General features: G+C 67.8%; 18 protein-coding genes. 12 read left to right on the top strand and 6 right to left on the bottom strand.

Annotated features, from left to right (window positions below):
- Positions 1-22: 22 nt before the first annotated feature.
- Both pip and prmC read right to left on the bottom strand, forming a co-directional pair.
- On the bottom strand, positions 23-964 hold the full coding sequence (gene pip / locus AC5P7U_RS19320; protein WP_004154323.1) for a prolyl aminopeptidase: 942 nt from the start codon (positions 962-964) through the stop codon (positions 23-25).
- Positions 965-1012: 48 nt separating this feature from the next.
- Complete coding sequence (prmC, locus tag AC5P7U_RS19315; protein ID WP_308308772.1) at positions 1013-1870, bottom strand: peptide chain release factor N(5)-glutamine methyltransferase; 858 nt, start codon at positions 1868-1870, stop codon at positions 1013-1015.
- Positions 1871-2215: 345 nt separating this feature from the next.
- Between prmC and ahpC the strand changes: the two genes are divergently transcribed.
- From ahpC to AC5P7U_RS19290, 5 genes are all read left to right on the top strand, one after another.
- Positions 2216-2779: an alkyl hydroperoxide reductase subunit C gene (gene ahpC / locus AC5P7U_RS19310; RefSeq protein ID WP_004144811.1), complete on the top strand. Its 564-nt coding sequence runs from the start codon at positions 2216-2218 to the stop codon at positions 2777-2779.
- A 225-nt stretch (positions 2780-3004) separates the two neighbouring features.
- A complete protein-coding gene (gene ahpF / locus AC5P7U_RS19305; RefSeq protein WP_495221365.1) occupies positions 3005-4597 on the top strand; it encodes an alkyl hydroperoxide reductase subunit F in 1593 nt (530 codons plus the stop codon).
- Positions 4598-4682: 85 nt separating this feature from the next.
- Positions 4683-5648 (top strand): LysR substrate-binding domain-containing protein, encoded by a 966-nt coding sequence (locus AC5P7U_RS19300; RefSeq protein ID WP_004154319.1) that lies wholly within the window; start codon positions 4683-4685, stop codon positions 5646-5648.
- A 123-nt stretch (positions 5649-5771) separates the two neighbouring features.
- Positions 5772-6176: a nucleoside diphosphate kinase regulator gene (gene rnk, locus AC5P7U_RS19295; RefSeq protein ID WP_004154317.1), complete on the top strand. Its 405-nt coding sequence runs from the start codon at positions 5772-5774 to the stop codon at positions 6174-6176.
- Between the two features lie 50 nt (positions 6177-6226).
- Complete coding sequence (locus tag AC5P7U_RS19290; protein WP_004154316.1) at positions 6227-7183, top strand: transaldolase; 957 nt, start codon at positions 6227-6229, stop codon at positions 7181-7183.
- Between the two features lie 550 nt (positions 7184-7733).
- Here the strand turns inward: AC5P7U_RS19290 and msrA are convergent.
- Together msrA and AC5P7U_RS19280 are read right to left on the bottom strand one after the other, a co-directional pair.
- Positions 7734-8399 carry a peptide-methionine (S)-S-oxide reductase MsrA gene (gene msrA / locus AC5P7U_RS19285; protein WP_049457340.1) on the bottom strand — a complete coding sequence of 222 codons (666 nt, stop codon included), beginning with the start codon at positions 8397-8399 and terminating at the stop codon, positions 7734-7736.
- A 30-nt stretch (positions 8400-8429) separates the two neighbouring features.
- Positions 8430-8693, bottom strand: a complete 264-nt coding sequence (locus AC5P7U_RS19280; protein WP_004154314.1) for a putative signal transducing protein — start codon at positions 8691-8693, stop codon at positions 8430-8432.
- 198 nt (positions 8694-8891) lie between these two features.
- On the opposite strand from AC5P7U_RS19280, the gene AC5P7U_RS19275 reads away from it, so the two are divergent.
- The 6 genes from AC5P7U_RS19275 (at position 8892) to AC5P7U_RS19250 (ending at position 14272) form a co-directional block, all read left to right on the top strand.
- A complete protein-coding gene (locus AC5P7U_RS19275; RefSeq protein WP_495221364.1) occupies positions 8892-10640 on the top strand; it encodes a glutamine--tRNA ligase/YqeY domain fusion protein in 1749 nt (582 codons plus the stop codon).
- 43 nt (positions 10641-10683) lie between these two features.
- On the top strand, positions 10684-11346 hold the full coding sequence (locus AC5P7U_RS19270; RefSeq protein ID WP_495221362.1) for a hypothetical protein: 663 nt from the start codon (positions 10684-10686) through the stop codon (positions 11344-11346).
- A gap of 49 nt (positions 11347-11395) precedes the next feature.
- Entirely contained in the window at positions 11396-12118 is a 723-nt protein-coding gene (locus AC5P7U_RS19265) for a DUF6348 family protein (RefSeq protein ID WP_197564431.1), read from the top strand.
- A gap of 97 nt (positions 12119-12215) precedes the next feature.
- Positions 12216-12776: a nucleoside deaminase gene (locus AC5P7U_RS19260; protein WP_004154307.1), complete on the top strand. Its 561-nt coding sequence runs from the start codon at positions 12216-12218 to the stop codon at positions 12774-12776.
- Positions 12760-13827: a 23S rRNA (cytidine(2498)-2'-O)-methyltransferase RlmM gene (rlmM, locus tag AC5P7U_RS19255; protein ID WP_312560111.1), complete on the top strand. Its 1068-nt coding sequence runs from the start codon at positions 12760-12762 to the stop codon at positions 13825-13827. The genes AC5P7U_RS19260 and rlmM overlap by 17 nt, the downstream gene beginning before the upstream one ends.
- 49 nt (positions 13828-13876) lie before the next feature.
- Entirely contained in the window at positions 13877-14272 is a 396-nt protein-coding gene (locus AC5P7U_RS19250; RefSeq protein WP_312560110.1) for an EF-hand domain-containing protein, read from the top strand.
- 147 nt (positions 14273-14419) lie between these two features.
- Here the strand turns inward: AC5P7U_RS19250 and AC5P7U_RS19245 are convergent, their stop codons facing one another.
- Both AC5P7U_RS19245 and ubiH read right to left on the bottom strand, forming a co-directional pair.
- Positions 14420-15601 (bottom strand): UbiH/UbiF family hydroxylase, encoded by a 1182-nt coding sequence (locus AC5P7U_RS19245; RefSeq protein ID WP_495221361.1) that lies wholly within the window; start codon positions 15599-15601, stop codon positions 14420-14422.
- Entirely contained in the window at positions 15598-16806 is a 1209-nt protein-coding gene (gene ubiH, locus AC5P7U_RS19240) for a 2-octaprenyl-6-methoxyphenyl hydroxylase (RefSeq protein ID WP_495221360.1), read from the bottom strand. The genes AC5P7U_RS19245 and ubiH overlap by 4 nt, the downstream gene beginning before the upstream one ends.
- A 107-nt stretch (positions 16807-16913) precedes the next feature.
- Here ubiH and AC5P7U_RS19235 point away from each other — a divergent pair, with 107 nt between their 5' ends.
- Positions 16914-17498: a hypothetical protein gene (locus tag AC5P7U_RS19235; RefSeq protein ID WP_008264471.1), complete on the top strand. Its 585-nt coding sequence runs from the start codon at positions 16914-16916 to the stop codon at positions 17496-17498.
- Positions 17499-17502: the final 4 nt, after the last annotated feature.

Raw genomic sequence — 17502 nt, 5'->3', positions numbered from 1 at the left:
GGACAGCGGCCGGCACTACCGATCAGGCAAAACCATCGGTGGCGCGCACCAGCGCGTCCACATTCTCCGCTTCGAACGCCGAGTGGCCCGAGGCCGGGGTGATTTCCAGCTTCGCCTTCGGCCAGACCTTGGTCAGGTCCCAGGCATTGGCCAGCGGGCAGACCACGTCGTAGCGGCCGTGCACGATCACACCCGGGATGTCGGCGATGCGGTGCGCGTCGCGCAGCAGCTGGTCTTCCACCTCGAAGAAGCCACCATTGACGAAGTAGTGGTTCTCGATGCGGGCGAAGGCCAGGGCGAAATGCGGGTCTTCGTGGCTGTTGATGAAGTCATCATCGACGTGCAGGAAGCTGGTCGCGCCTTCCCACACCGCCCACGCCTTGGCCGCTTCCAGCCGCGTGGTTTCGTCGTCGCTGGTCAGGCGGCGGTGGAAGGCCGAGATCAGGTCGTGGCGCTCGACGGCCGGAATCGGCTTCAGGTAATGCTCCCACGCATCCGGGAACAGGCGGTTGGCGCCTTCCTGGTAGAACCACTCCAGTTCCCAGCGGCGCAGCATGAAGATGCCGCGCAGCACCAGTTCGGTCACGCGCTGCGGGTGGGTTTGGGCATAGGCCAGGGCCAGGGTCGAACCCCAGCTGCCGCCGAACACCTGCCAGCGATCGACCTTCAGGTGCTCGCGCAGTTTTTCGATATCGGCAACCAGGTCCCAGGTGGTGTTGTCCACCAGGTCGGCGTGCGGGGTGGATCGGCCGGCACCGCGCTGGTCGAACAGGATGATGCGGTACTTGGCCGGGTCGTGGAACTGGCGCATCTTGTCGCTGCAGCCGCCGCCCGGACCACCGTGCAGCATCACCACCGGCTTGCCGTCCGGGTTGCCGCACTGTTCGAAGTACAGCGTGTGGCGGTCGTCGACCTTCAGGGTGCCGACGTCGTAAGGGGTGATGGCGGGGTACAGCGTACGCATGCTTGCAGCTCCAGGGTGATGCCCTGCCGGGGCAGGAGAACCCCCATTCTAGGCCGGTCGCCGGCCGAGGGTGATGCGGTCGCGCTGCTCCAGGTCCCGCACGGTCTTCACGTCGGCGAATGCTGCCGCCTCGAACAGCGCGCGGATCGCTTCGCCCTGGTCCCAGCCATGTTCGATCAGCAGCCAGCCGCCGGGCAGCAGGTGCGCCTGGCCGCCGTCGACGATGCGGCGGATGTCATCCAGGCCATCCACGCCAGAGGCCAGCGCGGTAGCCGGTTCGAAGCGCAGGTCGCCCTGCTGCAGATGCGGATCGTCACTGGCGATGTACGGCGGGTTGCTGGCGATCAGGTCGAAGCGCGCGCCCTGCAGCGGCGCGTACCAGTCATGCCCGCCCTCGGCGAAGCGCACGTTGTGCAGTTCATGGCGCGCGGCGTTGCGCGCGGCTACCGCCAGTGCACCCGCACTGGCATCGGTGGCCAGCACCTGCGCCTGCGGCCGTTCGCTGGCCAGCGCCAGCGCGATCGCGCCGCTGCCGGTACCGAGGTCGGCCAGCTGCAGCGGGCCGTCCAGTGGCAGGCGATCCAGCGCCAGTTCCACCAGCAGTTCGGTTTCCGGGCGCGGAATCAGCGTGGCCGGATCGACGTCGAGGTCCAGCGTCCAGAAACCGCGGCGGCCGGTCAGGTAGGCCACAGGCTCACCGGCCACGCGACGCGCCAGCAGCGCTTCGAAGGTGGCGAGTTCAGCGGCGGGCAGCGGATCGGTAGCGTGTGCGAACAGCCAGCTGCGCGGGCGCTCCAGCACGTGCAGCAGCAGCAGTTCGGCCTCATGGCGGGCCTCGATGCCGCCCAGGCGGGCACTGGCCTCGGCCACGACCTGGCGCAGGGAGGGTTCGGTTTTGACGGACATGCCGCAATTGTAGAGTCGAGCTTGCTCGACTGCTTTTGATTGAGATGACGGGCGGGTCCGGGAAAGCCGTCGAGCAAGCTCGACGCTACGGAACGCCGGAATCCGTTCAGGTTCTAGCGGACGGGATAAGGAAGAGCTATCGGCCGCCTTCACCCGCCAGGGAAGATTTTCCTTGTCACACAGGCACTTGCAGGATGGATGCGGTCAGGTTCAGTGCCTGCTCATTGCGTTTTTATAGACTCCATCTATCAAATAGATGCAATCAATGGATTGTTCTTATCGATGGCGAATCGGTAACCTAGCTCCTGTCGATTCACCCACTCCCCTTCACCCAGAGGAATAACGATGTCCCTGATCAACACCCAGATCCAGCCGTTCGAAGCCAACGCTTACCTGAATGGCGAGTTCATCAAGGTTTCCGACAGCACCCTGAAGGGCCAGTGGTCGGTCCTGATCTTCATGCCGGCCGCCTTCACCTTCAACTGCCCGACCGAGATCGAAGACGCTGCTGACCATTACGCCGAGTTCAAGAAGGCCGGCGCCGAGGTCTACATCGTCACCACCGACACCCACTTCTCGCACAAGGTGTGGCACGAAACCTCGCCGGCCGTCGGCAAGGCCCAGTTCCCGCTGGTCGGCGACCCGACCCACCAGCTGACCAACGCCTTCGGCGTGCACATTCCGGAAGAAGGCCTGGCCCTGCGCGGCACCTTCATCATCAACCCGGAAGGCGTGATCAAGACCCTGGAGATCCACTCCAACGAGATCGCCCGTGACGTCTCCGAGACCCTGCGCAAGCTGAAGGCTGCCCAGTTCACCGCCGCCAACCCGAACCAGGTGTGCCCGGCCAAGTGGAAGGAAGGCGAGAAGACCCTGACCCCGTCGCTGGACCTGGTCGGCAAGATCTAAGGCAGTACCGGCCTGCCGTGGCCCCACGCCACGGCGCGCCCTTCATCCCCGTGCCGGTCCCCCCGCCGGCGTGGGGGTGAACCCAAGACAGCCAATGCTCGCCCGCCTTGGCCAGCCAGCCCCTTCCACGGTCGCTGTCTTGGGTTCACCCCTACCCCCTGCTGGTCCGCTACCTTCTACAGCGGTGCCACGCCCCCTGTTTGCCTGAAGCCAGGAGATGACCCGATGTTGGACGCCAACCTGCAGTCGCAGCTGAAGACCTATCTGGAGCGCGTGACCCGCCCGATCCAGATCACCGCGCACGCCGACGACGGCGCCAAGTCGCAGGAGATGCTGGAACTGCTGCAGACCCTGGAAAGCCTGTCGGACAAGATCTCGTTGCAGGTGCTGCGCGACGGCCAGGGCCGCGTGCCGTCCTTCGACCTTGGCACCCCGGGCCAGGACATCCACCTGACCTTCGCCGGCCTGCCGATGGGCCATGAGTTCACCTCGCTGGTGCTGGCCCTGCTGCAGGTCGGCGGCCACCCGTCCAAGGCCACCGCCGAGCTGATCGAGCAGGTGCAGAACCTGGAGGGCGACTTCAAGTTCGAAACCTACTTCTCGCTGTCCTGCCAGAACTGCCCGGACGTGGTACAGGCGCTGAACCTGGCCGCCGTGCTCAACCCGCGCATCCAGCACGTGGCCATCGACGGCGCCCTGTTCCAGGACGAAGTCGAGAAGCGCGAGATCATGTCGGTGCCGACCGTGTACCTCAACGGTGAAGTGTTCGACCAGGGCCGCATGACCCTGGAGCAGATCGTCGCCAAGCTGGACACCAATGCCAGCAAGCGCGATGCCGAGAAGATCGCCGCCAAGGATGCCTTCGACGTGCTGGTGGTCGGCGGTGGCCCGGCGGGTGCGGCCGCAGCGATCTACGCCGCGCGCAAGGGCATCCGCACCGGTATTGCCGCCGAGCGTTTCGGTGGCCAGGTGCTGGACACCATGGCGATCGAGAACTTCATCTCGGTGAAGGAGACCGAAGGCCCGAAGCTGGCCACGGCGCTGGAGCAGCACGTGCGCGAGTACGACGTGGACATCATGAACCTGCAGCGCGCCAGCGCGCTGGTGCCGGCCGGTGAAGACGGCCTGGTGCAGGTGCAACTGGAGAACGGCGCGGTGCTGAAGTCGCGTTCGGTGATCCTGTCCACCGGCGCGCGCTGGCGGCAGATGAACGTGCCGGGCGAAGACCAGTACCGCAACAAGGGCGTGGCCTACTGCCCGCATTGCGATGGCCCGTTGTTCAAGGGCAAGCGCGTGGCGGTGATCGGCGGCGGCAACTCCGGCGTCGAGGCGGCCATCGATCTGGCCGGCATCGTGTCGCATGTAACCCTGCTGGAATTCGATTCCAGCCTGCGCGCCGACGAAGTGCTGCAGAAGAAGCTGCGCAGCCTGGCCAACGTGACCGTGCTGAACAGCGCGCAGACCACCGAAGTGCTGGGTGACGGCAGCCGCGTCACCGGCCTGGTCTACAAGGACCGCGTCGGCGGCGATGCCCACCGCGTCGAGCTGGAAGGCATCTTCGTGCAGATCGGCCTGCTGCCCAACACCGAGTGGTTGAAGGACACCGTGGCACTTTCGCCACGTGGCGAGATCGTCATCGATGACCGTGGCCAAACCAACCTGCCGGGCGTGTTCGCCGCAGGCGATTGCACCACGGTACCCTACAAGCAGATCATCATCGCCATGGGCGCTGGCTCGACCGCCGCACTGAGCGCGTTCGACCACCTGATCCGCTCGTCGGTGAGCAACAGCAGCGGTGCCGTTGCTGAAGCGGCCTGATCCACCGTTCCCAGATCACCGGGAACATTGTCTGCCTGCCGGGTAACCAAGCCGTCAGCCGGTCCGTTACCCCTGGGGTGTAAGGATGAACCTACGTGATCTGAAGTACCTGGTAGCCCTGGCCGACCACAAGCATTTCGGCCGGGCTGCCGCCTCCTGCTTCGTCAGCCAGCCCACGCTGTCGACGCAGATCCGCAAGCTGGAAGAAGAGCTGGGCCTGCCGCTGGTGGAACGCGCGCCGCGCAAGGTGATGCTGACCCCGGCCGGGCAGGAAGCCGCGGCCCGCGCACGGGTGATCGTGTCCGAAGTGGAGCAACTGAAGGAAGCGGCACGACGCAGCCGCGATCCGGAAGCCGGTACGGTGCGCCTGGGGATCTTCCCGACCCTGGGCCCGTACCTGCTGCCGCATGTGATCCCGCGCATCCGCGAACGCTTCCCGGAGCTGGAGCTGCTGCTGGTCGAGGAAAAGAGCGACGTGCTGCTGGACCGCCTGCGCGAAGGCAAGCTCGATGCCGCGCTGCTGGCGCTGCCGGTGATCGACGACCAGCTGCATGCCGAGTTCCTGTTCGAGGAGCCGTTCCTGCTGGCCGTGTCCGGGCGCCATCCGCTGGCCCGCCGCGAACACCTGGACGTGCAGGAGCTGGCCACGCAGAAGCTGCTGCTGCTGGAAGACGGCCATTGCCTGCGCGACCAGGCGCTGGAAGTGTGTCGACTGTTCGGCGCCAACGAGAAATCCGAGTTCCGCGCCACCAGCCTGGAAACCCTGCGGCAGATGGTCGCCGCCGACGTCGGCATCACCCTGCTTCCCAGCCTGTCGGTGCAGCCGCCGGTGCCGCGCTCGAACAACATCCGCCTGCTCGACTTCACCGGCGAAGGTCGTCCCAGCCGCCGCATCGCCATGATCTGGCGCCGCAGCTCGGCGATGAATGGCTTCCTGATGGAGCTGGCCGACCAGTTCAAGCGGCTGCCGCATGCACTGTTCACCCTCGACGCGGTGAATGCCGCCGGCGACGACGCCAATGCATTGCCCGGCCCCGCGCTGAACGGCTGAGCCCCCGCAGCATTGGTCCGGAATCGGCAGGAGTCGATTCCGGTCGCATTTGTCCCCACAATACAGACAGGCGGCGCCAGCGGGTGCCGCCTTTTGCATGGTTTTCAACCAAGGAGCGTCACCATGAACACCGCCAGCGGCCTGCCGCCGTCGATCACTGTTTCCACCTTCGACATGGACCGCCTGGAGGCCATGCTCGACTCCCCTGCGCTGAGCCAGACGCCTGCCGCGCTCGCGCTTGCTGAAGAACTCAACCGGGCCACCGTGCTGGCGCCGGACCAGATTCCCGAAGGCATCGTCATGATGCATTCGCGCGTGGAATGCGAAGATGAAGTGTCGGGCGAAAAACACGTCCTGACCCTGGTCTTCCCCCGCGAAGCCAACGTCGATGAAGGCAAGGTTTCCGTGCTGGCCCCGGTCGGCAGTGCCCTGCTCGGCCTGGCCATCGGCCAGAGCATCGACTGGAATGCGCCCGGCGGCCGCAAGCTGCGCCTGCGCGTGACCGCGGTCCACAACGACCGCCCCTGATTACCGCTGCGCACCGCGCGCGATTCGATCCCCCTGCACCAGGAGCCGTAATGAGTACCCCGTCCAAACTGTCCCAGCTGCGCGAACTGTCCGTGGTCGTTGCCGATACCGGTGACTACGACGCGATCAAGCGCCTGCAGCCGGTGGATTGCACCACCAACCCGACCCTGGTGAAGAAGGCGCTGGACCTGCCGGTCTACGCCGAACTGATCGAACGCGAACTGGCCTGGGGCCGCCAGCAGAGCGGTGACCGCGAAGCCGTGGTGCACGCCGTGGCCGACCGCCTGACCATCGGCGTCGGTGCGTTGCTGAGCACGCTGGTGCCGGGCCGCGTGTCCACCGAAGTGGACGCCGACCAGGCCCACGATACCGCCGCGACCGTGGCCAAGGCCCGCCAGTTCATCCAGATGTACGCCGATGCCGGCGTGCCGCGCGAGAAGATCCTGATCAAGATCGCTGCGACCTGGGAAGGCGTGGAAGCCGCGCGCATCCTGCAGGCCGAGGGCATCGACTGCAACCTGACCCTGATCTTCAACCCGACCCAGGCGCTGGCCTGCAGCGAAGCCGGCGCGTTCCTGATCTCGCCGTTCGTCGGCCGCATCCTGGACTGGTACGTGGCCAACGGCCAGGCCCCGGCCAGCATCGATGAAGACCCGGGCGTGAAGTTCGTGCGCGGCGTGTATGCCGAGTTCAAGCGCCGCGGTTCGCCGACGGTGGTGATGGGCGCCTCGTTCCGTTCGACCGCGCAGATCGAAGCGCTGGCCGGCTGCGACCGCCTGACCATTTCGCCGGACCTGCTGGAGAAGCTGGACGCCGACCATGGCGAGCTGCCGCGCAAGCTGGTGGCCGGTGCCGCCGACGGCGCAGCGGTGACCCCGATCGACGCAGCGAAGTTCGCCGCCGACCTGGCCGCCGATCCGATGGCGACCGAGAAGCTGGCGACCGGTATCGATGCGTTTGCCAAGGATCTGCAGGCGCTGCGCGAGCGCATTCGTTCGGAACTGTGATTCCGGCGAACGGCTGAGCCCCTCGTGGTGGGGACTCAGAGCAAAAGCCGCGCTGGGTCGGGCGGGTTGGGTTCGCGGGAGACGCCGTGAATCCATCCCTGGAGGCTTGGCCGCCGCATCCATGCGGCGGACACTCCCGCGAACCCAACCCGCCCGCCCTCTGACAGTTTCCGGTGGCCGCCCGCCACGGAAGAAAGAAAGAAAAGCAACAGCGGGTCGCGCGCTGCGCTTGCTCGCAGTCGAGCAAGCTCGACTCTACGGAGCACTGCATACAAACAAAAGGACGCGGCGAAGGCCGCGTCCTTTTGTTTTCCTTCAGTCCGTCAGTAACCCATGCTCTTGCCCACCGTCACAGGGAAATGATCGGAGGCGGGACGGGTGCAGATGGCGGGACCGTCCACGGCATGGATGCCGTGGCCGAGCCCCCAAGGACGGGTTTACGGCGTGTCCCGCCATCTGCACCCGTCCCGCCCAACTCACAACAACCCAGAGCCGCTTTGGCTTTGGCTTCTGCCGTAGATTCTGCCCGCCGCAGGCGGACCACCGCGCGTCAGCGCGGCCCCTCCACATCCAGCCCGATCGGGCAGCTCACGCCGGTGCCGCCGATACCGCAGTAACCGTTCGGATTCTTCGCCAGGTACTGCTGGTGATAATCCTCGGCGTAGTAGTACGTCGGCGCCGGGTACACGATCTCGGTGGTGATCGGGCCGTAGCCGGCCGCATCCAGCTGCGCCTGGTAGGCCTCGCGGCTGGCCAGCGCGGCGGCGTACTGGGCCTCGTCGGTGGCGTGGATCGCCGAGCGGTACTGGGTGCCGGTGTCGTTGCCCTGGCGCATGCCCTGGGTCGGGTCGTGGCTTTCCCAGAACAGCTGCAGCAGCCGCTCCAGGCTCACCACCGCCGGGTCGAACACCACCTGCACCACTTCGGTGTGGCCGGTCAGGCCCGAACACACCTCTTCATAGGTCGGGTTCGGGGTGATGCCACCGGCGTAACCCACCGAGGTGCTGTACACGCCCGGCTCGTTCCAGAACTTGCGTTCGGCGCCCCAGAAGCAGCCCAGCGCGAAGCGGATCTGCTGCAGGCCGGCGAAACGGTCCTTCAGCGGATGACTGTTCACGAAGTGCTGGTTGCTGTGCAGCGGCAGCGGCTGCTCGCGCCCCGGCAGCGCTTCTTCCGGGCGCGGCAGGCGCTGCTTGAAGGCCCCGATGCCGAGGATGCCCTGGCCAATTCCCAACATGTTGCGCTCCTACGCCGGAAGGCCGGCAATGTCGTCTGCATCTGAAATGGGGTCGTCCGGCGCGTGGCCCAAGTCCAGCGAGGCTACGATGTCCTCCGCCTGCGGCCGCGCCGCATCCGGGATGCCGACCCGCAGTACGCCGAACAATGGCAGCTCGCCCATGCCACCCAGCAGCTGCTCGCCAAACACGAAGGCGGGGATGCCGGCGTCTTCCAGCGCGTGCTTGACCAGGTGGGCATCGAACAGGTTGTCGGCCTTGTACACGATGTGCATGCGGCGGCTCCTTGGGGCAGGGGTCCAGCATACGCCCGGACGCTGAATGCTGGCGCTGTGCTCGCCGGCCAGCGGCCGGCACTACCGGAAGAGGGGTTGGTAGTGCCGGCCGCTGCCCGGCACCCCAGGCGCCGCCGGGCAGCCCTGCGCCGTACGCGCTAGACTGTTGGTCTTTCTGCCCTTTTTCGCCCCAGACTCATGTCCGAGCACACCCCCGCCAGCCCCGAGACCCCCGCCGACAGCCACGAAAAGCGCGATTTCATCCGCCAGATCGTGCGCGAGGACCTGGCCAGCGGAAAGCACCAGGCGATCAAGACCCGCTTCCCGCCCGAGCCGAACGGCTACCTGCACATCGGCCATGCCAAGTCGATCTGCCTGAACTTCGGCATCGCCGGTGAGTTCAGCGGTGTCTGCAACCTGCGCTTCGACGACACCAACCCGGCCAAGGAAGATCCGGAATACGTGGCCGCGATCCAGGACGACGTGCGCTGGCTGGGCTTCGAGTGGAACGAGCTGCGCCACGCCTCGGACTACTTCCAGACCTACTACCTGGCCGCCGAGAAGCTGATCGAACAGGGCAAGGCCTATGTCTGCGACCTGTCGGCCGAGGAAGTGCGCGCCTACCGTGGCACCCTGACCGAGCCGGGCCGCCCGTCGCCGTGGCGCGACCGCAGCGTCGAGGAGAACCTGGACCTGTTCCGCCGCATGCGCGCCGGTGAGTTCCCGGATGGCGCGCGCACCCTGCGCGCCAAGATCGACATGGCCAGCGGCAACATCAACCTGCGCGATCCGGCGCTGTACCGCATCAAGCACGTCGAACACCAGAACACCGGCAATGCGTGGCCAATCTACCCGATGTACGACTTCGCCCACGCGCTGGGCGATTCGATCGAGGGCATCACCCACTCGCTGTGCACGCTGGAATTCGAAGACCACCGCCCGCTGTACGACTGGTGCGTGGACAACGTGGATTTCGCCCATGACGACGCGCTGACCCAGCCGCTGGTCGACGCCGGCCTGCCGCGCGAAGCGGCCAAGCCGCGCCAGATCGAGTTCTCGCGCCTGAACATCAACTACACGGTGATGAGCAAGCGCAAGCTGATGGCGCTGGTCACCGAACAGCTGGTGGACGGCTGGGAAGACCCGCGCATGCCGACCCTGCAGGGCCTGCGCCGCCGTGGCTACACGCCGGCGGCGATGCGCCTGTTCGCCGAGCGCGTGGGCATCAGCAAGCAGAATTCGCTGATCGACTTCAGCGTGCTGGAAGGCGCGTTGCGCGAAGACCTGGACAGCGCCGCGCCGCGCCGGATGGCCGTGGTCGACCCGGTCAAGCTGGTGCTGACCAACCTCCCCGAAGGCCACGAAGAGCAGCTGACCTTCAGCAACCATCCGAAGGACGAAAGCTTCGGCAGCCGCCAGGTGCCGTTCGCACGCGAAGTGTGGATCGACCGCGAGGATTTCGCCGAAGTGCCGCCGAAGGGCTGGAAGCGCCTGGTCCCGGGTGGCGAAGTGCGCCTGCGTGGCGCCGGCATCATCCGCTGCGATGAAGTGATCAAGGATGCCGACGGCACCATCACCGAGCTGCGCGGCTGGCTGGATCCGGAATCGCGCCCGGGCATGGAAGGCGCCAACCGCAAGGTCAAGGGCACCATCCACTGGGTCAGTGCCGTGCATGGCTTGCCGGCCGAAATCCGCCTGTACGACCGCCTGTTCTCGGTGCCGAACCCGGACGACGAATCGGAAGGCAAGACCTACCGCGATTACCTCAACCCGGAATCGCGCCGCACCGTCACCGGCTATGTCGAGCCGGCCGCGGCCAGCGCCGCCCCGGAGCAGTCGTTCCAGTTCGAACGTACCGGCTACTTCGTTGCCGACCGCCGCGACCACGCCGAAGCCAAGCCGGTGTTCAACCGCAGCGTGACCCTGCGCGACACCTGGTCGGCCTGAGGACCTGCGCGGGCGCCAGCACGGCGCCCGCTCGCCCGCGACGATGATCACCGCCCTCTCCGCCCTGCTCTGGTTCATCTCGCAGCATCCGCTGCTGACGTTCTTTGCAGCGATGGTGCTGGCCGGGCTGGTCTCGTGGTGGCGGCGCTTTCCGGGCTACGCCATCGTGGTGTTCCCGCTGGCGATGCTCAACATCTTCCTCGGCAGCTTCCTCAACGCCACCTTCCTCAATTCGGTGGGTGAGCGCGGTGAAGCGGTGATCGTCAAGGCCGAGGAAACCAACTCCACCCTCAACGAACAGTACATCTGGCGCTACGAAGCGGTGCTGCGTACCGCCGAGGGCCGTGACGTGGAGGTGGTGTTCCATACCAACACCGCCTCGCTGTGGCCACTGGAGAACGCGATCCGCATCCCGGCGCAGGACCAGCCGTTCGTGGTGAAGTACACCCCGGGCTTCCCGCGCAACTTCGTCATCCTTACCAACGAATCACCGCACGGCATCGCGCAGGCCCGGGCCAGCGCGCGCGAACGGGTGGAAGCGGCCGCACGCAAGCTGCATTTCAGCCCGGGCAACGCCGATTTCCGCGCAGACTATCGCCGCGAGCTGGACACCTGGCTGCGCGAGCATGGCAATGATCCGCAGCAGCAGCGCGACGCGCAGCGCTATCGCGCCGAACTCGAAGCGCTCGACGCGATCGATCGCTAGACCCCAGGCACGGCCTGGATGTTCCACCCCATCCATCCACAGGCCTGACATGACCACGACTTCCACCGCCCTCCTCCCGCTGCTGCAGCAGGTCCTGCAGGGCGCCGGCATCGCCAGCCGCGTCGACGGTGGCGCACTACTGCTGGACAGCGGCCTGCGCCTGACCCCGCATGCAGTGGCCGCGAATGAACGCGACAACGGTGGCTGGCAGACCTCTACCGTCATCGAGACCCAGCACCCCGTGCTGTTCGCCGACGGCCTGTTCGAGTACCAGCACGCCAACGGTGCCGACGAACAGGCCTCGCTGCTGTCCGGCTTCCAGACCTGGATCCGGGTGGACCTGGCGACCCTGCAGACCGCCGTCGGCGCGGCAGACGCACAGGGCCTGCCGATGTTGGGCCTGAGCTATCCGGGCGCCGACGAAGGCGAAGAACTGCAGCGCACCGTGGTGCTGGGGCCGCTGGCGCACTACCGCGCACAGGAGGTGGATGCCTCCACCTGCAGCGAGGACGACCACGGTTCCTGCCCGTGCTGCCTGTTCACCCGCAGCATGGACGCCTTCGATGAGCTGCTGAGGGCGCGCCCGTTCCTGGCCATCCGCCTGTTCGCCTCGCGCGACGCCGAAGGCCTGTGCGAGGCCGATTGCCGGGTCAACGGCCACGATTTCGCCGCTGCCCTGCCCCTGCTGCGCGCCTATGCCGCCAGCTGGCCACAGGCCGGCCTGGAGTTCCGCAAGCAGTACGTGGTGATCCGCACCGGCTCGCCGGGCTGACCCGTCGCCACACCCGGTACAGGCCGGTGCGGCTACACTGCGCGCCGGTTTCCCAAGCAACCGCACCTTCTTCCATCCCACACGAGGCACCCCCGCGATGCTGTACGCGCAAGTCCACCTGACCCTTCCCGCCTGGATCCACGACCAGATCGACCTGGATCGTCGATATCCCGGCGATGAGGCCAAGGTCGCGCTGGCGATCGAGCTGTCGCGGCTGAACGTCGAGCACGCCAGTGGCGGCCCGTTCGGCGCGGTGGTGTTCGGCCCGGATGACAAGGTGATCGCTGCCGGCGTGAACCGGGTGATGCCGCACGCGACCTCGCTGGCGCACGCCGAGAACATGGCCTACATGCTGGCCCAGCAGCGCCTGCAGACCCCGCGCCTGAACGCGGTGCTGTCGCCGGTCACCCTGGCCACCAGCTCGCAGCCGTGCTGCCAGTGCTACGGCGCCACAGTGTGGGCCGGCATCGACCGCCTGCTGATCGGCGCCAACTCGGCCGACGTCGAGGAACTGACCCCGTTCGACGAAGGCCCGCTGCCGGCTGACTGGGTGGGCGAGCTCAACAAGCGCGGCATCGAAGTGGTGCAGGGCCTGAACCGCGACGCCGCACGCAGCGTGCTGCGCGCCTATGGGGAAAGCGATGGCGCCCGTTACTGAGGCCGGCATCGGCCTGCTGTGCCTGTGCCGGCAGGGCTTCGAGCCCGAGCTGGCCGGCGAGCTGCAGTTCCGCGCGGGCGAAGCCGGTTTCGCCGGCTATGCGCGCACCCAGCGCAATGACGGCTATGTGCTTTTCATGTGCGACGAAGCCGCTGCATTGGCACCGCGCCTGCGCTGGCGCGAACTGATCTTCGCGCGGCAGAAGCTGGTGGTGCTGGCCGAGTTGCCGCAGCTGGACCCGAGCGACCGCATCACGCCGATGCTGGAGGTGCTGGCCGATGCGCCGCGCTTCGGCGACCTGTGGGTTGAGCACCCCGACTCGGATGCGGGCAAGCCGCTCTCCGGCCTGGCGCGTGCCTTCGGCAACGCGCTGCGCCCGGCGCTGCGCAAGGCCGGCAAGCTGGCCGACAAGCCGAACAACCGCCTGCCACGCCTGCACGTGGTGTTCGTCGATGGTACCCATGCCTTCGTCTGCATCGCCGACCCGGCCGACAGCGCGCCGTGGGCGCTGGGCATTCCGCGCCTGAAGCTGCTGCCCGAAGCCCCCTCGCGTTCGGCACTGAAGCTGGACGAAGCGCTGTTGACCCTGCTGACGCCGGAAGAACGCGAGGCACTGGCCAAGCCTGGCATGCGTGCGGCCGACCTCGGTGCTGCACCGGGCGGCTGGACCTGGGTGCTGACCCGCCAGCACATGCACGTGCTGAGCATCGACAACGGGCCGCTGCGCCAGCACGTGCTGGACACCGGCCTGGTCGAGCACCTGCGCGCCGATGGCTTCCACTGGCATCCGGAACAGCCACTGGACTGGATGGTCTGCGACATGGTCGAGCAGCCGCGCCGCGTGGCCGAGCGCATGGCCACCTGGTTCCGCGAAGGCTGGTGCCGGCACGCGATCTTCAACCTGAAGCTGCCGATGAAGAGGCGCTGGGACGAGACCCGGCTGTGCCTGGACCTGTTCCAGGACCAGGCCGGCAAGCCGCTGGTGGTACGCGCCAAGCAGCTGTACCACGACCGCGAAGAGATCACGGTACTGGCCTCGCCGCTGCGCTGAGGCCATCGTGCCCGCCGGGCAGGGCCCGGCGCTACCGAGGGATGCAACCATGCGATACCGCTCGACTCCGATACTGATCGCCCTGCTGGCGGCGGCTCCCGCCCTTGCCCAGCAGTTGCCGCATACGCCCGCGCACAGCCAACCGCTCGGCCCGACCGGAGGCGCGATCCGCCAGCAACCGCTGGGCGCTGGCCGGGTCACCGGCAGCGTGGAGATTGCACAGCCGGCCGGCGAAGCACAGGTGACCGTACGTTCGCTGGAACCGAGCAGCGTGGTCGGCCAGTACCGCATCCGCTTCAGCGACCTGGACGTGAACGGCGATGGCTTCATCAGCCGCGAGGAAGCACAGGCCAACCCGGCGTTGGCCGACGAGTTCAACGCGCTGGACCGCAGGCACCGCGGCAAGCTCGACCGCGCCGACCTGGCCGGTTGGCTGGTGGATTGATCCGCCGTCGCGATCTTCATCCACGCATGGCGTGGATCTACTGACGCCGGGCACACGACCCGCTCCCGGTAGGTGCCAACCTTGGTTGGCACACTGTCGGAGCGTGCCAACCAAGGTTGGCACCTACCAGAGCGGCCGGTACTCCGATCAGACGCCCGCGGCGCGTTTCCAGAATGCCTGCACCAGCGGCGGCCATTTGCCGACGCAGCCCAGCGCGCGGCCGCGGGCCAGGGTCAGGTGCATCTCGTCATTGGAGAACAGGCGGTTGATCGCATCGAAGCTGTAGGCGGCGATGTGAGTGTCGCTGCGGCGTTCGCGGGCCCAGCGCTGCAGCCGCTGCGGTGAAAGGCGTGGCTGGCCGCGGCGTTCCGTCGAAGGCGCCAGCCACTGCTGCAGGGCGGCGACATCGCGCAGGCCCAGGTTCACGCCCTGCCCGGCCAGCGGATGCACGACATGCGCGGCATCGCCCAGCGCCAGTACGCGACCGGCGACATAGTGGCGAGCGAGCTGACGACGCAGCGGGAACGCCGCACGTGCCGAGGCCAGCCGCAGTTCGCCCAGGCGGGCGGCAAAGGCACGGGTCAGTTCGCGGTTGAACGCCGCTTCGTCCAGTGCCAGCACGCGCGCGGCTTCATCCTCCGGAAGGGTCCAGACGATCGAACTGCGGCGCTCGGCCACCGGCAGCAGCGCCAGCGGTCCGGTCGGCAGGAAGCGCTGCCAGGCCGTGGCCTGGTTCGGCAGTTCGCTGTCCACGTAGGCCACCACGCCACGCTGGCGGTAGTCATGCCGCTCGACCTCGATCCCGGCCAGCTGGCGCAGGGTCGATTCGGCGCCGTCGGCGGCCACCGCCAGCGCCGCCTCCAGGCGACGGCCGTCGTCGAGGCGCAGCCGCACGCCGGCCTCGTCCTGCTCCAGCGCCTCCACCCGCGCCGGGCAATGCAGCTGCACGCCCGCGGCCGGCAGCGCCGCCCACAGGTGATCCTGCAGCAGGCCGTTCTCGACGATGTAGCCGAGCTCGCGCCGACCGAAGCGGTCCGCGTCGAACAGCAGGTCCTCGCCACCCGCGGCGTCCCACACCTGCATGCGCCGGTACGGCCACGCGCGGGCCTGCGCGATGGCAGGCCACACGCCCAGCCGGTTCAACAGCTGCACATTGTCAGCGGCGAAGGCAAACACCCGCAGGTCCGGCTGCGCGGCCTGCCAGGGTGCCGGTTCACGCCCTTCCACCAGTGCGACCGAGAGCCCGGCATCGGCCAGTGCCAGCGCGCAGGCCGCGCCCACCACGCCGCCGCCGACGATCGCCACGTCCAGTCGCGCGCGCCGGTTCATGCGGCTTCTCCTCGGCACAGGCGCGGCACCTCGCCGCGGAAGCCCATCGCGCCACCGACCAGCATCGACTGCACCGCAGCACGTTGCGCGGCGACCAGGCCGAGGCTGCGCAGCGGTCGCATCAACGGTGCCGGATTGCTGGTCAGTCGCGCCAGGCCACCGGAGAACGCCACCGTCTGCCGGCGGTCCTCCTCACGGCGCGCGACATAGGCCTGCAGCAACGCGTCACTGCCGGCGTCCTCATGCGCATCCTCCAGCAGCTCGGCCAGGGTCAGCGCATCGCGCAGGCCCAGGTTGAAGCCCTGTGCGCCCAACGGGTGGATGGTCTGTGCGGCATTGCCAAGCAGCACCGCGTGCTCACCGGCCAGCGCGCGCGCCAGCACCTGGATCAGCGGATACGCACTGCGCGGGCCGGAGTCGAGCAGGCGGCCGGCACGCCAGCCGATCGCATGCTGCAGCCGCTGCAGCCAGGCGGCATCATCCAGCGCCATCACCGCGTCGGCCTGGTCGCGCGCAACACCGTGCACGGTGCCGAAGTGGCGGTCGCCTCGCGGCAGCAGCGCGGTCGGGCCGGTATCGGTGAAGCGCTCCCACGCCGTGCCATCCGGCGCGCGCTGGCTGCGCACGCGGGCGACAAACAGCGTCTGCTGGAAATCATGGCGGTCGACCTCGATCCCCAGCGCATCGCGCACGCCACTGGTGGTGCCATCGGCACCGACCACCAGCCGGGCCAGCAGCACGCGTTCGCCCGCCTCGTCGGCCACCCGCACCTGGCGGTAGCCATCGAGTACCCCGCCCAGCCCCAGGAAACGCATCGGCCGGTAACGGCGCAGTCGCGGCAGCTCCTGCAGCCGTGCCTCCAGGGCCTGGCCGAAGTCGCGCGCAACCACCACCTGGCCGAACCAGGGCCGGTCATAGTCACTGGCCTCAAGCTGCACGCGGCCGAAATCACCGGCGCGGCTGACATGGATGCGGCGGATCGGGCCCGGTGCCATCGCCAGCTTCTGCATCACCCCCAACGCGGTCAGCGCGTTGACGGTGGCCGCGGCGAAACTGAGGTTGCGCTGGTCGAACACCGCCGGCAGCTCACCGGCGGGACTGGCCTCGAGCAGGCCTACGTCGCGGCCCAGGCGCTCCAGGGCAATGGCCAGGCTGGCGCCGACCAGGCCGCCTCCGACGATCAGCACGTCATGTCGTTCACTCATGCGTTCATGATACGCGCTCGTCCCGACTGTACGTAGAACGGGACCACGCCTGCGCCATCCCGTGCGGCGGGCTAGAATGAAACCTGAATCCGCCCCGGGCCCCCACCATGTCCGACACCGCCAACCGTGCCTTCGTCCTGTCCGTACTCGTACTGCTGCTGGCGGCGACCCGGGTCAATCACTTCGCGGCCATTCCCGATGCCTCCTGGGCCGTGTTCTTCATCGGCGGCTTCTATCTGGCGCGCTGGACGCGCTGGGCGTTCCCGCTGCTGATGGTGTTCGCGGTGCTGGTCGACTGGATCGTGATCCGCAGCAGCGGCCTGGATTTCTGGCAGCACTACTGCGTGTCGCCGGGCTACTGGCTGCTGCTGCCCGCGTATTTCTCGCTGTGGGCCGGCGGCATGCTGCTGGGCCGCAACTACCAGGGCGCGCGCTGGCCTGTGCTGGCCAAGGGCGCGCTGCTGCTGGTCGCCTCGGTGGCGGTCTGCCACCTGCTGGCGCAGGGCGGCTTCTACTGGACCAGCCGCAACGTGGCCGAACCGACCCTGGCCGGCTGGGCGCAGAACTACGCGCAGTGGTTCGGGCCGTACCTGCGCACCACCGCAATCTACGTGGCGCTGGCCGCCGCCCTGCAACTGGCCGTGGAGCAGGTCCTGAAGCTCCAGCAGGCCCGCCGCGACATCCGCCACTGAGCCG

Source organism: Stenotrophomonas sp. YJH_SMC_57, from assembly GCF_059369755.1.
This window is presented reverse-complemented; position numbering and strand designations above follow the sequence as displayed.